Here is a 15,873-nt window from a genome sequence, read left to right on the forward strand (position 1 = left end):
GTCTCCCCTTACAGGCCGGTGAGCTTCGACTTCGGCGTCTGCAGCCCCTGGCCCACGTCGAGGTCGGTGTTGAGCAGGTCCTTGGCCGCACCCCGCAACTGCGTCGCGTTGGTGGAGAGCCGCCCCACGAGGCGGGTGACCTGGTCCTCCCACTTCTCATGGGACTTCTTCAGGCCGGCGGCCGTGTCCCAACCCTCGAAGGCACGAGCGGCGGCGGTCATGGTCGCGTCCACCGTGTCGCCCGCCTCACGCGTGGGCTTCACCAGGTCCTTCTCGATCGTCTCGGCGAACTTCCGCTTCTTCGCCGGAGCGGACTTCAGGTCCGGTGCGCCGCCGCCTCCGCCTGCGGGCGCGAGCTGGTTGAGCCGCATGGCGGTTCGGCGTTCGAGTGCCGCCTGCTTGAGGTCGTTCCACTCTTCCTCGAACGACATCGTCCCCCCTTGGTCGGTCGCGGATTCCAACCCTAGGGGGTCCCGGAGCCGCCGCCCGCCGGGATCTGCGACTCCCGGCGCGGTGCCGCGGCGCCGATGGCCGGAACCACGCGGGCACCGACCGGATCCGTACGCGCCCCGGGGCGGTCTCGCGACGCGGGGCAGGTCCGAGGAGGGCACGGCGACGCCCTCCCGAAGGGTCGTACGGCCCCCGGCGGGACCGGGCAACCGCCGCCCTCGCGGCGAAGGAACCAGCCGCGTCCCGCTCCCCGGTCGGCTCCGTGTCGCGGGCGCCCGGGGCCTTCGGCGGCGTCGCCGCACGTGGGCGGCGTCGTTCAGCGGACCAGCCGGGTCAGGTCGACGTCCAGGTCGAAGGGCACCGGTGCCTTGACCCGTTCGCGGTGGATGCCGGTGGCGACGTACGCCCGCGTGGTGTCGTCCAGCTCGTAGGAGTGGACGACGGGGAGGCCGTGCTCCTCCTCGATCCGCCAGAAGTGCCGGATACCGGCGCGGGCGTACGTGAAGGGCTTGGTCTCCCGGTCGCGTTCCCGGGACTCCTCGGAGACGACCTCGACGACCAGGTCCCCCTCATGGGGCAGGAAACGGGTGCGGTCGGGGTCGTACGCGACGTCGGCGGCGACCACGTCCGGCTCAAGGCGGCTCTTCGTGCTCAGCCGCACGGTCATCCGGGCCTCGACGGTACGGCCGGGGGGCGCCTGCTGTTCGAGGACCGCAGTGAGGCGGCGCACGACCCGGTCGTGCCAGGAGCGCTGGGGACACAGCGCGAGGACCAGCGCTCCGTCGATCAGTTCCGTGCGGCGGGGGAGGTTCGGGATGTGGTCGAGGTCGTCGGCCTCCCACCCGCTGTCACGCGGCGGGTGGAGCCAGTCGGGAAGGGTGGCGGTCATGGCGTCCTCCAGGAGACGCACCGGCCGGCCCGACCGGCCGGGGCCTCGCCGTCAGGGGAGTACCGGCTCGCGCGGCGCCGCCCCCTCGGGCCCGTGGGCGCCGGGCGGGGGCGGCGCGGTCGCTCACGAGGGGNGGACCACCGCGGACTGGGGGCGGATGGGGAGGCGGTTGACGGGGCGGCCGGTGGCGGCGCGGACGGCCGAGGCGATGGCGGCCGGGGAGGTGACCACCGGGACCGCGCTCGCCGCCTTCGCGCCGAACGGGGCGACCACGTCCCGCTCCTCGACCAGTTTGACGATGCGGATGTCCGGGGCGTCCAGCGCCGTCGGCAGGGTGTAGCCCGTCAGGTCCGGGTGGCGGACCAGGCCGCGCGGGGTGCGGAGGTTCTCGGTGAGGGCCGCGCCCAGGCCCTGGGTGACGCCGGCCTCGATGCGGGTGGCGAGCTGCGCCGGGTTCAGGACGCGGCCCACGTCCTGCGCGACGGCCAGCTCGACGACCCGTACGGAGCCCAGCTCCACGTCCACGTCCACCACCGCGCGGATCGCGCAGAACGCCAGGCCCACGAACGCGTCGCCCTGCCCGGCCTCGTCCAGCGGCTCCGTCGGGTGGGGGCGGCACTGGGCCGTCGCCCACAGCTCCTTGCCCTCCAGCGTCTCGGCGACCGTGGTGGACAGGACCCCGTCGTACGAGGTGATCCGGCCGTCGGCGATCTGGAGCAGCTCCGTCGACATGCCGAACTTGTGCGCCAGCGGCTGGAGGAGCTGCGTGCGGACCATCTTCGCCGCGCGCTCCACCGCGCCGCCCGACACCCACGTGTGGCGGCCGTGCGCCGCCGGGCCCGCCGGCGGCTGGTCCGTGTCCACCGGCGCCACCCGCACGTCCTCCACGCCCAGGACCTCCTGGACGATCTGGCGGGCCAGCGTCGTGAAGCCCTGGCCGGTCTCCACGGCGGCGCACAGCACCGTCGCCACGCCGTCCTGCACCTTCACCGTCGCCGTCGACACCTCGTCCGTGCCCTCGGCGCCCAGCATGTGCACCATGCCCAGCGCGTAGCCGACGCCCCGCCGGACCGCGCTCGGCTCGCCCGCGCCCTCCGGCCCGCCCGGCAGCAGCCAGTCGTCCTCCGGGGCGTCCGCCGGGAGCGGTGGCAGCGGGTGCTCCCGTACCGCCGCCAGGAGTTCGGCGACCGGTGCCGGGCACGTCACCGTCTGGCCCGTCGGCAGCAGGTCGCCGGTCGCCAGGACGTTGCGCATGCGCAGCTCGGCCGGGTCCAGGCCCAGTCTCGCCGCCAGCTTGTCCATCTGGCCCTCGTACGCCGCGCACACCTGCATCGCGCCCTCGCCGCGGACGTGCCCGGCGGGCGGGTTGTTCGTACGGACGACCCAGCCCTCGACGAAGGCGTGCGGGACGACGTACGGGCCGCAGGCGAAGGAGACGGCCGCGGCCAGGGAGTCCGAGGAGGCGTCGGCGTACGCCCCGCCGTCGAGGAGGATCTGCGCCTCCACCTTCACCAGGCGGCCCTCGGCGTCCGCGTGGTGGCGGTAGCGCAGGAGCGTCGGGTGGCGGTGGGCGTGCCCGAGGAACGACTCCTCGCGGGTCGCGGCGAGCTTCACCGGCGCGCCCGTCCGCAGGGCCAGCAGGCCGAGCGGGATCTGGAAACCGGGGTCCTCCCGGTCGCCCATCGCGCCGGGCACGCCCGTCACGACGATCCTCACCCGCTCCGGCGGCAGGCCGAAGCACGCGGCGGCCAGGTCGCGGTCGGTGTGGGGGTCGGTGGACGCCGTGTAGATCTCGACGCCGCCGTCCGGGCGCGGCACCGCGAGACCGGCCTCCGCGCCGATGGGCGCCGGGTCCTGGCGGCCGATGCGGTACAGGCCCTCGACGATCACCTCGCCGGTGACGTCCGGGTCTCCGAAGCGCAGGGGGATGTGGCGGATCAGGTTGCCGTCCGGGTGCAGCGGCGGGGCGGAGAACGCCTGCTCCGGGTCGGTGACCGGTTCCAGCACCTCGTAGTCGACGATGATCGCCGCCGCCGCCAGCCGGGCCGTGTCCGGGTGGTCCGCGGCCACGGCCGCGATGGCCTCGCCGTGGTGGCGGACCACGTCGGCGGCGAAGACGGGGCGGTCGGCGATCGTCCTGCCGTACGCCGCGTCGCCCGGTACGTCCGCGTGGGTCACCACGGCCCGCACGCCGGGCATCGCCGCCGCGGCGGAGGTGTCGACGGACCGGATGCGCGCGTGCGGGTGCGGGGAGCGGAGGATCGCCGCCCACAGGAGGCCCTCGGCCCACAGGTCGGCGGCGTACGGGAAGGTGCCCGCCGCCTTGGCGGGGGCGTCGGCCGACGGCAGCGACGCGCCGAGCCCGCGGACGGGCGGCTCCTGCTCCTGTTCCTGCCGGGGGACCTCGACCGCCGGGATGGCGGTGGCCGCGTCGTTGCTCACGCCGTGCCTCCGTCGTGCGGATGGGGGACCTGGTGCGGGATGCGGACCTCGGGGCCGCGCTGGTCGGCCGGGTCGCCGGCCGCTCCCGGCCTTCCGGCGGCGCGTTCCGCGACGACCTCCCGTACGGCCCTGAGGGCGCCCTGGTAGCCGGTGCAGCGGCACAGGTTGCCGGACAGCGCCTGGCGGGCCTCCACGTCGCTGGGCGCGTGGTTGCCCTCCAGCAGGTCGTGCACGGTCATCGCCATGCCGGGGATGCAGAAGCCGCACTGGACGGCGCCGCAGCGGGTGAGGGCGCGCTGCACGTCGGAGGGCTCGCCGTCGACGGCCAGGCCCTCGACGGTGCGGACCTCGCTCCCCTCGGCGGTCGCGGCGGGGACCAGGCAGGAGGCGACGAGGCGGCCGTCGACCTGGACGTTGCACGCCCCGCACTCGCCCTGCGAGCAGCCGTCCTTCGCGCCGGCCAGGCCGAGGCGCTCGCGCAGCACGTACAGCAGGGACTCGCCGATCCACGCGCCGGTGACGGGGCGGTCGGCGCCGTTGACCCGCAGGACGTACGAGACGTGCGGGTGCTCCTCGCTCGCCGCCTCGCCGGGGGCGGGCGGGGCGGNGNNCGCCTCGCCGCTGTCCCTTNGCCGGGGGCGGCATCACCGGGGGTCGTCTCGCCGGGGGCGGCATCACCGGAGGTCGTCTCGTCGGGGGCGGCATCACCGGAGGCCGTCTCGTCGGGGGCGGCATCACCGGGAGCCGCGTCGCCCGGGGCGGGCCGGTCCTCGGGCACGACGTGGCCCGGGGCCGGTTCGTCGTGTCCCGCCCGGCCGGCCACCTGCCCGCCGGGCGCGGCGCGGTCGGGGGCCGCCCGGTCGTGCACCGGCTCCGCCTGAGCGTGCACCGGCTCCGCCCGGTCGGAGGTCTCGGGCGCCGGCGCCGGGTCGGATGCCGGCTCGCCGGGTGCGGCCCGGCCGTACGCCGCGGGGCCGGCGACAGCGGGCGCCTCCACGGACCCGGCGGCCGGGGTGCCGTCGGCGTTCCCGGCCGGAGCCGGTTCGGCGACCGCGCCGGCGGCGGAGTCCGGTCCGGGAACCATGCCGGATGCGGCGGCCGTGCCGGACGCGGGGGACGGCCCGGGGGCGGAGGACGGTCCGGGGGTCTTGGACAACGACGACCCTGTCGCATAACCACGCAAGTNGNGNGNNNNTGTGNGGNGGNNNACGGTCCGGGGGCGGGGGCGCCGCCGTCCGCGCCGGCCGCCGGGTCGCCGGTCATGGGGCCGCCGTCGGCTCCGTGGCCTCCGTCGGCCTCGGCCGGATCCGCCCCGGCGGGGCCGCCGGCCTGCTCGTCGGACACGGCGGAGGGCTCGTGGGAGACCGCCGGCGCGGGCTGCGACTGCGGGGCGACCTGCGGCTGCGGCTCGGCCTGGAACCGCGGCTCGGCCTGCGGCTGCGGGGCGACCGCCCAGGGGGCCGGGGCGCCGCCCGGCAGCGTCGCGGGGGCGCCGCCGGCCGTCCACAGGGGGCCCGGTGCGGGCGCCCCTCCCTCGGCGGCCGGGGCGTCGGCGGGAGCCGGCGCGGCCGTCCCGTACTCGTACGCGTACGGATGGACGGGGCCGGGAGCCGGCGCCCGCCCGGACGGAGCCGCCTCCGGGGCGTGCTCCGGCCCGTGGACGGGCGTGCCGTGCGCAGGCGTGCCATGCGCAGGCGTGCCGTGGACGGGCGTGCCGTGCGCGGGCGTGCCGTACTCCGACTCGTAGCCCTGCGGCGGCCGGTACCCCTGCTCCGGCTCGCCGTACGCCGGGGTGTACTCCGGCGCGGTGCCGAACCGCCCGGTGCCCATGCGGTACTCGCCCGACTCCTCGGGCAGGTCCCCCTGGGCGACCGGGATCGTCCAGTGGCCCGTCAGGTCGGCGGGCCCGGGGGCGGGAGGGTGCTCGGTGTCCGGGGCGGACGCGAAGTTCCAGTGGGCGGTGGCGTGCGGGTCGGCGATGTGCGGCGGTACGTAGCCGTGGCCGGGCGCCTCCAGCGGGGCGCCGTCCAGGGCGATGTCGGGCGGGAGGTGGACGAACGCCGTGGCGTCGCCGTCGTACTCCCCCTGCGGCGTCGGCTGCCAGCCTCCCCCGTCCCGCGCCCGCTCCTCGTTGCCGGTCTCGTCGGCGGTCACGACAGCGCCCTCCCCAGTGCTCGTCGGGCCAGCACGGACACCGTGCGGCGCAGTTGCAGTACGGCGGGCGGCAGCGGGGGCGGTGCCTCGCCCTCGGCGGCCGGCGGCTGGTCCGGGACGCAGGCCGCCGCGACGTACTCGCCGAACGCCGCGAGGGCCTCCGGCGCCAGCCCCCGCTCGCCGTCCCAGTCGACGAGCGAGGCGATCCACTGCTCGGCCTCCAGCGGGCGCAGCGGCATCGGCGCGATCGCCCCGACCGCGCAGCGCACCGCCCGCCGCGCCGGGTCCAGGACGACGGCGACGGAGGCGAGGGCGCGGCCCGGGCCGGTCCGCCCGGTGGCCTTGAGGAACACCTGCGGGGCGTGCAGCAGCGGCACCCGGACGAAGGCGACCAGCTCGCCCGGTTCGAGCATCGCGCGGCCGGCGAGCAGGTGCGAGACGGGGACCTCCCGGCCGCCGGACGGGCCGGCGACGACGAGGTCGGCCTCCAGGGCGGCCAGGACGGGCAGCGAGTCGCCGGTCGGCGCGGCGGTGACGACGTTGCCGCCGAGGGTGCCCGCGTTGCGGATCTGCGGCGGTCCCGCGGCGCGGGCCGCAGCGGCCAGGGCGGGGATGAGGGCGGCGAAGTCGGGGCGCCCCATGCGGGCGTGGGTGAGGCCGGCGCCGAGGAGGGCGTGGCCGTCCTGGTACTGCCACCCGCGCAGTTCGTTGATGCGGCCGAGGCCGACCAGGCCGGCGGGGCGCAGCCGGCCCTTGTTGACCGCGGCCATCAGGTCCGTGCCGCCGGCGACGGGCACGGCGGCGGGCATGGCGGCGAGCGCCGCCACGGCCTCGTCGAGCGAGGCCGGCAGCACGACGGAGCGCGCCGCCCTCGGTGCGTGCGTGGTCAACCCAGCTGCCCCTTCCCGCTGTCCCGGCCGTCCCGGCCGTGTTGCCGTACCGTACGCGCTCGCGGCCCGGACGTGGAAACTCTGGCACATCTTCGGGGACGGGCGGCGCGAGGGCCCGCGAGGGCGGGGCCGTCCGCGTCCCCGGAGCCGGGCGGACGGCCCGCTTCGCGGAGCCCCGCCACCGGAGGGGTGCCGGGACGCGGCGGGGCACCCGGCGCGGCGGAGTCACACGTTCGGGGCGCCCCCGGCCGGCCGGGGGCGNCNNGAACGCCGGTCCGCGGACGCGGCGGTCGGCACGGCGCCGCCGGGCACNGCGNGGNNCCCCGGCGCGCCCGGGGGCCCGTGTGCGGTCCGCGCGGCGGACCCGCGGCGCCCGGCGGCCGCCCGGGGGCCTCCCGCGGAAGGACGGCGGCCCGGAGGCCTACTTCTTGTCCTTGCCGCCCTTGTCCTTGTCGCCGCCCGCGCCCATGGAGTCGTAGATCTCCTTGCACATCGGGCAGACCGGGTACTTCTTGGGGTCGCGGCCGGGGACCCAGACCTTGCCGCACAGGGCGACCACGGGAGTGCCGTCGAGGGCACTCGCCATGATCTTGTCCTTCTGGACGTAGTGGGCGTAGCGCTCGTGGTCGCCGTCGCCGTGCGACACCTGCGGCGTCGGCTCCACGAGGGTGCCCGTACCTGCCCCGCGCTCGGGCTCGAGAGTGCTCATAACCGCCAAGGGTACTCATCCGGGCGCGGCTTCAGTTCAGGCTCGGGTCGTCCGGGTACGTCGCGATCATGGCGAGTTCGCTGCGCTGCCGCCTCAGCACGGCCCGCCACAGGTTCTCGGGGTCCGGGGACGACACGTCGCCCGGTTCGGACTCGACGACGAACCAGGCGCCGCCGCCCAGTTCCTCCTCCAGCTGGCCGGGCCCCCAGCCCGCGTACCCGGCGAAGATCCGCAGGCTGCCGAGGGCGGGGCCGAGCAGCTCCGGCGGGGCCTCCAGGTCCACGAGGCCGATCGCGCCGTGCACCCGGCGCCAGCCGAGGGGCCCCTCGTCGCCGGGGATCACCGCGACGCCGAGCGCCGCGTCGAGCGACACGGGCCCGCCCTGGAAGACCACGCCGGGCTCGCCCGCGAGGGGCGCCCAGGGCTCCAGGACGTCGCCCACGCCGACGGGGGTGGGCCGGTTGAGGACCACGCCGAGGGAGCCCTCGTCGTCGTGGTCGAGCAGCAGCACCACCGCCCGGTCGAAGTTCGGGTCGGCCAGCGCGGGGGTGGCGACGAGCAGCCGGCCCGCGAGCGAGGACACCTCCGTCATGCACACATGGTCCCGCATACCCGGCCCGCGCGGGGGGCGGCGGGGAGCGATCCGGCCGCCTTCCCGCGGCACGGCGGCCCGTCCGCCGCACGCGGCGGCGCACGCCCGGCCGGAAACAGGCCGTGACCGGGCGCGACACCTCCGGCACGGAGGGTGGCGAGTCGGGTTCCTCACGTCTTCCGCCGCTCTGCCGCCTTACGGGTCGGGGGCGAAAGCCCTTTACGCTTTTGTCTGGCCCCTGCCCGACCACATCCGGAACGCGAGATACATGACCGGCACAGACGATGTACTGCTTGTCCACGGCGGCACTCCGCTGGAGGGCGAGATCCGCGTCCGCGGCGCGAAGAACCTCGTGCCCAAGGCGATGGTCGCCGCCCTGCTCGGCAGCGGACCCAGCCGGCTGCGCAACGTGCCGGACATCCGCGACGTGCGGGTGGTCCGCGGGCTGCTCCAGCTCCACGGCGTGACCGTCCGCCCCGGCGACGAGCCGGGCGAACTGGTGATGGACCCGACGTACGTCGAGTCGGCGAACGTCGCCGACATCGACGCCCACGCGGGCTCCTCGCGCATCCCGATCCTGTTCTGCGGCCCGCTGCTGCACCGGCTCGGGCACGCGTTCATCCCCGGGCTGGGCGGCTGCGACATCGGCGGACGGCCGATCGACTTCCACTTCGAGGTGCTGCGGCAGTTCGGCGCGAGGATCGAGAAGCGCGAGGGCGGCCAGTACCTGGAGGCCCCCCGGAGGCTGCGCGGCACGAAGATCCGGCTGCCCTACCCGTCGGTGGGCGCGACCGAGCAGGTGCTGCTGACGGCGGTGCTGGCGGAGGGTGTGACGGAACTCTCCAACGCGGCCGTCGAGCCCGAGATCGAGGACCTCATCTGCGTCCTGCAGAAGATGGGCGCCATCATCGCGATGGACACCGACCGGACGATCCGAATCACCGGCGTGGACGAGCTGGGCGGCTACGCCCACCGCGCGCTCCCGGACCGCCTGGAGGCGGCGTCCTGGGCGTCGGCGGCGCTGGCGACCGAGGGCAACATCTACGTGCGCGGCGCGCAGCAGCGCTCGATGATGACCTTCCTCAACACGTACCGGAAGGTGGGCGGCGCCTTCGAGATCGACGACGAGGGCATCCGCTTCTGGCACCCGGGCGGCTCGCTGAACGCCATAGCCCTGGAGACGGACGTGCACCCGGGCTTCCAGACCGACTGGCAGCAGCCGCTGGTGGTGGCGCTGACGCAGGCCGCGGGCCTGTCGATCGTCCACGAGACGGTGTACGAGTCGCGGCTGGGCTTCACGTCGGCGCTGAACCAGATGGGCGCGCACATCCAGCTGTACCGGGAGTGCCTGGGCGGCTCCGACTGCCGTTTCGGCCAGCGGAACTTCCTGCACTCCGCGGTCGTGTCGGGCCCGACCCGGCTCCAGGGCGCCGACCTGGTCATCCCGGACCTGCGCGGCGGTTTCTCGTACCTGATCGCCGCCCTGGCGGCGCAGGGCACGTCGCGCGTCCACGGCATCGAGCTGATCAACCGGGGCTACGAGAACTTCATGCAGAAGCTGGTGGAGCTGGGCGCGAAGGTCGAGCTGCCGGGCGCCAGGGCCGTCTGACGGCGGAGCCGGGGGCGGCCCGCCCGGCGGCCCTCCCCCGGCCCGCGGCGGCCCTCCGGCGGTGCGCCGCCTTGCGTTCGCGACGACGACGGCCCCCCGGGTGAACGGGGGGCCGTCGTCGTCGCGCGGACCGCGCGGGGTCCCGGAAGGGACCGTGTACGGGCGGGAGAAGGGCGGTCGCCGTCCGGGGCGCCCGCCCCCTTCACACGCCCGCGGGGGCCTACTTGCCCTTGGCGGCTTCCTTGAGCTTCGAGCCCGCGGAGACCTTGACGCTGTAGCCGGCCGGGATCTCGATCGGGTCGCCGGTCTGCGGGTTGCGGGCGGTACGAGCGGCGCGGTGGGTGCGCTCGAAGGTCAGGAAGCCGGGGATGGTGACCTTCTCGTCACCCTTGGCGACGACCTCGCCGACGGTCTCGGCGAGCGCGGCCAGCACGGCGTCGGCGTCCTTGCGGGTCACCTCGGCGCGGTCGGCCAGGGCGGCCACCAGCTCACTGCGGTTCATGTTGTTACTCCCGTGTTCTTCTTGCCTGTGAGGCGTGAGATCGAAGCCGATGCTGCCAGGGCCCTAGGACAGTGCTCGGACCCGGGTCTGCCGTCAGACCCTCGCGCCCGAATACGCATCCTGCCCCCACCAGCGGCGGGAAAGCCAATCCGGCGCCCTCCGGCATCGTGCGGAGAGCACCGCGGCCCCGCCTCGGCGGGGTCCGGCCCGACCGCGCGCGCCGACCGCGCGAAGACGTCCCGGAGCCGAAGCGCAACCCTACGGGCGGATGCGGAAGCGCACGGTCCGCGACGCGCCGGGTGCCGCGCGACCGTGAGGGCCGTCACCCTCGGTGAGGGGCGTCAGAGGGGCTTCGCATCCGCCGCCGCGGCCTTCGCGGCGTTGCGTACGGCACCGGCCACGGCACCCGCGACCTTGTCGTTGAAGACCGACGGGATGATGTAGTTCGGGTTCAGTTCCCCGTCGGTGACGACGTCCGCCAGGGCGGTCGCCGCCGCGAGCATCATGTCGGTGTTGACCGTACGGGACTGGGCGTCCAGCAGGCCGCGGAACACGCCGGGGAACACCAGCACGTTGTTGATCTGGTTCGGGAAGTCGGACCGGCCGGTGGCCACCACGGCGGCGGTCCGGCGGGCGACGGCCGGGTCGACCTCGGGGTCCGGGTTCGCGAGCGCGAACACGATGGCGTCGTCGGCCATGGCGGCCACGTCGTCGCCGTCGAGGAGGTTCGGGGCGGAGACGCCGATGAAGACGTCGGCGCCGCGCACGGCCTCCTTCAGCGTGCCGGTGACGCCCTCGGGGTTGGTGTTGTCGGCGATCCAGCGCAGCGGGGACTCCGGCGCGGCGTCCACCAGGTCCTCGCGGCCGGCGTGGACGACGCCGTGGATGTCGGCGACGACCGCGTGCTTGACGCCCGCCGCGATGAGGAGCTTGAGGATGGCCGTGCCGGCGGCGCCGGCGCCGGACATGACGACGCGGACGTCCCCGACGTCCTTGCCGACGACGCGCAGGGCGTTGGTGAGGGCGGCGAGGACGACGATCGCGGTGCCGTGCTGGTCGTCGTGGAAGACCGGGATGTCCAGGGCCTCGCGCAGCCGCGCCTCGATCTCGAAGCAGCGGGGCGCGGAGATGTCCTCCAGGTTGATGCCGGCGAACCCGGGCGCGATGGCCTTGACGATCTCCACGATCGCGTCGGAGTCCTGCGTGTCGAGGCAGATCGGCCAGGCGTCGATCCCGGCGAACCGCTTGAACAGCGCCGCCTTGCCCTCCATGACCGGCAGGGCGGCCTTCGGGCCGATGTTGCCCAGGCCGAGTACGGCGGAGCCGTCGGTGACGACGGCGACGGAGTTGCGCTTGATGGTGAGGCGGCGGGCGTCCTCGGGGTTCTCGGCGATGGCCATGCACACGCGGGCGACCCCGGGCGTGTAGACCATGGACAGGTCGTCGCGGTTGCGGATGGGGTGCTTCGACGCCATCTCGATCTTGCCGCCGAGGTGCATCAGGAAGGTGCGGTCGGAGACCTTGCCGAGGACGACGCCCTCGATGTCGCGCAGTTTGCCGACGATCTCGTCGGCGTGCGTGGTCGAGGTGGCCGCGATGGTCACGTCGATCCGCAGCTTCTCGTGGCCGGAGGCGGTCACGTCGAGGCCGGTGACGGAACCGCCGGAGGACTCCACGGCCGTGGTGAGCTGGGAGACCGCCGTTCCGCTCGCGGGCACCTCCAGCCGGACCGTCATCGAGTACGAGACGCTGGGCGCCGTTGCCATGACCGGGTTCCTCTGCTTTCCCTGGGTTCGCTCTGGGTTCGCTGCCGTCCCGCGCGGCACGGACCGCGCGGGCCCTCCGATGGTCGCACCTACTCGCCGGTAGCAGATAATACGGTCGTTTTGCTCCCGGGCGTCCCCGCTCCGCCCCGCGGGAACGGCGATCGCGGGACCACGAGAACGGGACCACGAGAAAGCGGGTCCGCGTCGTCCGGGACGACGCGGACCCGCTGCCACGTTCAGCGACACCGGCCCGCCATGCTCGCCTCGCGGCAAGTGGTCGCTCGCGGCGACTAAGGTTGGGCCCGGGGGCTTGGATCGAGCCGGTGCCACCACCAGGCTAACAAACCCGCCGGGATTCGGTCGCGGTTCAGTCGCGCAGCAGGTCCGGCACCCCCGCGGCGTCCGGTTCGTCGCGCCGCCCGGCGACGACCGTCAGCTGCTGCGTGGCGCGGGTCAGCGCCACGTACAGCACCCGCAGGCCCGCCGGGGACTCGTCGGCGATCTCGGCGGGCGAGACCACCACCGTCGCGTCGTACTCCAGGCCCTTCGCCTCCAGGCTGCCCAGCGCCACCACGCGGTCGCCCAGCCCGGCGAGCCAGCCCGCCGCCTGCTCCCGCCGGTCCATGGCGACGACGACGCCCACGGTGCCGTCCACCCGCTCCAGGAGGCGGCGCGCCTCGTCCCGCACGACCCGGGCGAGGTCGCCGTCGCCCGCGGCGGTGAAGCGGGGCTCGACGCCCGTGGAGCGCACCGCGCGCGGCGACTCGGCGCCGGGCATGGCCAGGGCCAGGACCTTCGCGGCCAGCTCGGCGATCTCGGCGGGGTTGCGGTAGTTCACCGTGAGGGTGAAGCGGCGGCGCGGCCGGGTGCCCAGCGCCTCGTCGCGGGCCTGGGCGGCCTCGTCGGGGGCCGACCAGGACGACTGCGCCGGGTCCCCGACGACCGTCCAGGTGGCGTGCCGGCCGCGGCGGCCGACCATGCGCCACTGCATGGGCGTGAGGTCCTGCGCCTCGTCGACGATGACGTGCGCGTACTCGGTGCGCTCCTGGGCGAGCCGCTCGGCCCGCTCGCGCTGCGACTCCTCCCGCACGGGCATCAGCTCCTCCAGGCCGGTGAGCTGGTCCAGCGGGTCCGCCTCCCGTCTGCGGCGCGGCCGGGCGGGCGTGCCGAGCAGCGTGTGCAGCTCGTCGAGGAGGGCCACGTCGTGCACGGAGTACGCGTCGCGGCGCAGCGAGCGGGCGAGGCGGCGCACCTCGCCGGGGTTGAGGACGCGGCGCGACCAGCGGGCCAGGCGCCTCTCGTCGGCCATCGCGGCGAGCACCCCGCGCGGGGTCAGCTCGGGCCACCAGGCGTCGAGGAACCCGGTGAAGGAGTCCTCCGACGTGACGTCCTCGTCGAAGGAGGACCGCAGCTCGGCGGCGAGTTCCGGGTCGGTGTGGCGGGCGGCGGCGCCCGTCTTCGCGTACAGGGCGTCCAGGAGCAGGCGCCGGGCCCGCGGGCGGAGCAGGTTGACCGGGGCGGTGCCGCCGAGCACCGCGTGGCGGATCCGCCGCAGCTCCTCGGCCTCCAGCTCGACGCGCCGGCCGAAGGCGACCACGCGCAGCCGGTCGGGGGCCGTGCCCTGCTCCAGGGCGCCCCGGGCGGCCTTGCGCAGCACCTTCAGCATCCGGGAGGAGCCCTTGACCCGGGCGACGGCCGGTTCGTCGTACGCGGTGGCCTCGACGCCGTCGACCAGGCCGCCGACGGCGCGGACGGCGACCTGGCCCTCCTCGCCCAGCGACGGCAGGACGCCCTCGGTGTAGGCGACGAGCAGGGGCGTCGGCGAGACGACGAGGATGCCCCCGGCGTACCGGCGCCGGTCCTGGTACAGCAGGTACGCGGCGCGGTGCAGGGCGACGGCGGTCTTGCCGGTGCCGGGGCCGCCCTCGACGTACGTGACGGACGCGGCGGGCGCGCGGACGACGAGGTCCTGCTCGGCCTGGATGGACGACACGATGTCGCGCATCGTGTGGCCCCGGGCCCGGCCCAGCGCGGCCATGAGGGCGCCGTCCCCGACGACGGGCAGTTCGGCGCCGTCGAGCAGGGCGGTCAGCTCGGGGCGCATCAGGTCGTCCTCGACGCCGAGGACGCGGCGGCCCTTGGAGCGGATGACGCGGCGGCGCACCACCCGGCCCGGGTCGACGGGCGTGGCCCGGTAGAACGGCGCGGCGGCGGGCGCGCGCCAGTCGATGACGAGCGGGTTGTAGTCGGTGTCGAGTACGCCGAGGCGGCCGATGTGGAGCGTCTCGGCGATCTCGGCGGTGCCGTCGGGCCGTACGGCGTCGTCGGTGGGTTCGACGGAGGTGTACGCGCCGTCGGGGCCCTTCTGGCCGTCCTTGCCGCGCAGGAGGTCGATGCGGCCGAAGAGGAAGTCCTCGAACTCGCTGTTCAGGCGGTTGAGGTGGACGCCGGCGCGGAACACCTGCGCGTCCCGCTCGGCGAGCGCGCCGGGCGTGCCGACCTGGCCGCGCCGGGCGGCGTCGTGCATGACGAACTCCGCCTCGTGGATCTTCTCCTCGAGCCGGCGGTAGACCCGGTCCAGGTGGTCCTGCTCCACCGCGACCTCACGGTCCCGGACCGTGTCGACCACCCGGTCGGCTTCCTGCGCGGCCACCACGGCCCCCTTCTGACGTGCACTGGGCAGCCGTCGAGCGTACGCCACCTTTCGGCCCCGTGTCAGTCCGGCCGCCCCGGGGCGCCGCCGCCCGGCGGGCGCCGGGCGGCCCTCACCCGGCGCGCATCAGGGCGGCGTCCGCTTCCGGGAGCCACGCCCCGTCCGGCACGGCGAGCCAGTCCTCCTCGGCGGCGAGGCGGGCGGCGGCGGTGCGGAGCGCGTCCAGACCGGGGTGCTCCAGCCCCCTGCGCCACACGAGCGCCACCGGCGACAGGGGGACGGGGTCCACGAGCGGGCGCAGGACGGTGCCCGGCACGGGCGGGAAGCCGACCGCGGCGAGGACCGGGGTGCGGCTCCTGGCCATGACGCGGCGGAACTCCTCCACGCCGACCGCGAGCGGCGCGGGCGGGGCGACGCGGACGCCGTGCCCGGCGAAGAGCAGCGCGGCCAGGTCGGTCCACTCGCGGGTGCGGGGGTTGCCCGCCCCGGCGTACAGCGCCTGCCCGGCGAGGGCGGCCAGTCCGATCCGGTCGCGGCCGGCGAGCGGGTGGTCCTCGGGCAGGATCACGGCCATCGGCTCGTACCGTACGGCCTGCCAGGCGAGACGGGCGCGGACCGCCGGGTCGAGGCCGGCGACCCGGCCGAAGGAGGCGTCGAGGCGGCCGGCGAGGATCTCGGCGGCGGCGCCGGTCAGTCCGCTCTCGAAGCGGGCCATCAGCTCGCAGTCGGGCACCAGCGCGCGGGCCCGGTCCAGGACCCGGCCGCCGCTCATGCCGGGCGAGTTGAGGTCCACGAGGAGCGGGCGGGGCCCGGTGCCGGAGAAGGCCGCCGCCAGGTCGCCGTACGCGGCGAGGACCGCCTGCGCGTGCGGGCGGAGCCGCTCGCCGTCGGGGGTGAGGGCGACCTGCCGGGTGGTGCGGGCGAACAGCTCGGTACCGAGCCGCCGCTCCAGGTTCCGGATGTCGCGGCTGAGGGCCTGCTGGGCGACGTGGAGGCGGGCGGCGGCGCGGGTGAAGTGCAGTTCCTCGGCGACGGCGGCGAAGGCGCGCAGGAGCCGGGGGTCGATGTCGGGGAGCACCCCCGGAACCTACAACACGGGTGCGTCAATCGGCTCCGAACAGGTGTTGGACCGGTGGCGGGCGGACCGGTGAGGGTGGGGGCATGTCCCCGCACCCCGCGGGGCCGGCGCCCGAGCCGGNCCCGTCCTCCGCNGTCCC

General features: G+C 75.8%; 11 protein-coding genes and 1 pseudogene. 1 reads left to right on the top strand and 11 read right to left on the bottom strand.

All coding sequences use genetic code 11. The annotated features are described in order from the left end of the window. Window positions 1-8: 8 nt before the first annotated feature. The 7 genes and pseudogenes from MW084_RS10315 to MW084_RS10345 all read right to left on the bottom strand — a co-directional run bounded on the left by MW084_RS10315 (window position 9) and on the right by MW084_RS10345 (window position 8,126). Window positions 9-431 carry a hypothetical protein gene (locus MW084_RS10315; RefSeq protein WP_010470153.1) on the bottom strand — a complete coding sequence of 141 codons (423 nt, stop codon included), beginning with the start codon at window positions 429-431 and terminating at the stop codon, window positions 9-11. Between the two features lie 335 nt (window positions 432-766). Next, window positions 767-1,339, bottom strand: coding sequence for a Uma2 family endonuclease (locus MW084_RS10320; RefSeq protein ID WP_010470155.1), 573 nt, complete (start codon window positions 1,337-1,339; stop codon window positions 767-769). Window positions 1,340-1,473: 134 nt separating this feature from the next. Then, window positions 1,474-3,781: pseudogene (locus tag MW084_RS10325) on the bottom strand (xanthine dehydrogenase family protein molybdopterin-binding subunit); the annotation flags it as partial. Then, window positions 3,778-4,266 carry a (2Fe-2S)-binding protein gene (locus tag MW084_RS10330; RefSeq protein ID WP_255116167.1) on the bottom strand — a complete coding sequence of 163 codons (489 nt, stop codon included), beginning with the start codon at window positions 4,264-4,266 and terminating at the stop codon, window positions 3,778-3,780. The gene MW084_RS10330 and the pseudogene MW084_RS10325, both read right to left, overlap by 4 nt. A 1,665-nt stretch (window positions 4,267-5,931) precedes the next feature. Then, complete coding sequence (locus tag MW084_RS10335; RefSeq protein ID WP_010470162.1) at window positions 5,932-6,825, bottom strand: FAD binding domain-containing protein; 894 nt, start codon at window positions 6,823-6,825, stop codon at window positions 5,932-5,934. 421 nt (window positions 6,826-7,246) lie between these two features. Next, the gene (locus MW084_RS10340; protein WP_010470163.1) at window positions 7,247-7,534 is read right to left on the bottom strand and encodes a DUF3039 domain-containing protein; all 288 of its coding nucleotides are present in this window, start codon (window positions 7,532-7,534) and stop codon (window positions 7,247-7,249) included. A gap of 31 nt (window positions 7,535-7,565) precedes the next feature. Beyond that, window positions 7,566-8,126: a YqgE/AlgH family protein gene (locus tag MW084_RS10345; protein WP_010470164.1), complete on the bottom strand. Its 561-nt coding sequence runs from the start codon at window positions 8,124-8,126 to the stop codon at window positions 7,566-7,568. Between the two features lie 268 nt (window positions 8,127-8,394). Between MW084_RS10345 and murA the strand changes: the two genes are divergently transcribed. Continuing rightward, window positions 8,395-9,735 carry a UDP-N-acetylglucosamine 1-carboxyvinyltransferase gene (gene murA / locus MW084_RS10350; RefSeq protein WP_010470166.1) on the top strand — a complete coding sequence of 447 codons (1,341 nt, stop codon included), beginning with the start codon at window positions 8,395-8,397 and terminating at the stop codon, window positions 9,733-9,735. Between the two features lie 220 nt (window positions 9,736-9,955). Here murA and MW084_RS10355 read toward each other — a convergent pair whose 3' ends face one another. The 4 genes from MW084_RS10355 to MW084_RS10370 all read right to left on the bottom strand — a co-directional run bounded on the left by MW084_RS10355 (window position 9,956) and on the right by MW084_RS10370 (window position 15,734). Next, on the bottom strand, window positions 9,956-10,237 hold the full coding sequence (locus MW084_RS10355; protein WP_010470168.1) for an HU family DNA-binding protein: 282 nt from the start codon (window positions 10,235-10,237) through the stop codon (window positions 9,956-9,958). Window positions 10,238-10,578: 341 nt separating this feature from the next. Then, complete coding sequence (locus MW084_RS10360) at window positions 10,579-12,003, bottom strand: NAD-dependent malic enzyme (protein ID WP_010470171.1); 1,425 nt, start codon at window positions 12,001-12,003, stop codon at window positions 10,579-10,581. 367 nt (window positions 12,004-12,370) lie between these two features. After that, complete coding sequence (locus MW084_RS10365; protein WP_029553450.1) at window positions 12,371-14,656, bottom strand: HelD family protein; 2,286 nt, start codon at window positions 14,654-14,656, stop codon at window positions 12,371-12,373. A gap of 112 nt (window positions 14,657-14,768) precedes the next feature. Beyond that, window positions 14,769-15,734, bottom strand: coding sequence for a LysR family transcriptional regulator (locus tag MW084_RS10370; protein WP_010470176.1), 966 nt, complete (start codon window positions 15,732-15,734; stop codon window positions 14,769-14,771). Window positions 15,735-15,873 lie beyond the last annotated feature (139 nt).

The organism is Streptomyces sudanensis (assembly GCF_023614315.1).
Classification (GTDB): domain Bacteria; phylum Actinomycetota; class Actinomycetes; order Streptomycetales; family Streptomycetaceae; genus Streptomyces; species Streptomyces sudanensis.

Bases quoted from the DNA above. Each gene is read 5' to 3' on its own strand.
- MW084_RS10315 (WP_010470153.1), bottom strand. From the start codon at position 431: ATGTCGTTCGAGGAAGAGTGGAACGACCTCAAGCAGGCGGCACTCGAA.
- MW084_RS10320 (WP_010470155.1), bottom strand. From the start codon at position 1,339: ATGACCGCCACCCTTCCCGACTGGCTCCACCCGCCGCGTGACAGCGGG.
- MW084_RS10340 (WP_010470163.1), bottom strand. From the start codon at position 7,534: ATGAGCACTCTCGAGCCCGAGCGCGGGGCAGGTACGGGCACCCTCGTG.
- MW084_RS10345 (WP_010470164.1), bottom strand. From the start codon at position 8,126: ATGACGGAGGTGTCCTCGCTCGCGGGCCGGCTGCTCGTCGCCACCCCC.
- murA (WP_010470166.1), top strand. From the start codon at position 8,395: ATGACCGGCACAGACGATGTACTGCTTGTCCACGGCGGCACTCCGCTG.
- MW084_RS10355 (WP_010470168.1), bottom strand. From the start codon at position 10,237: ATGAACCGCAGTGAGCTGGTGGCCGCCCTGGCCGACCGCGCCGAGGTG.
- MW084_RS10360 (WP_010470171.1), bottom strand. From the start codon at position 12,003: ATGGCAACGGCGCCCAGCGTCTCGTACTCGATGACGGTCCGGCTGGAG.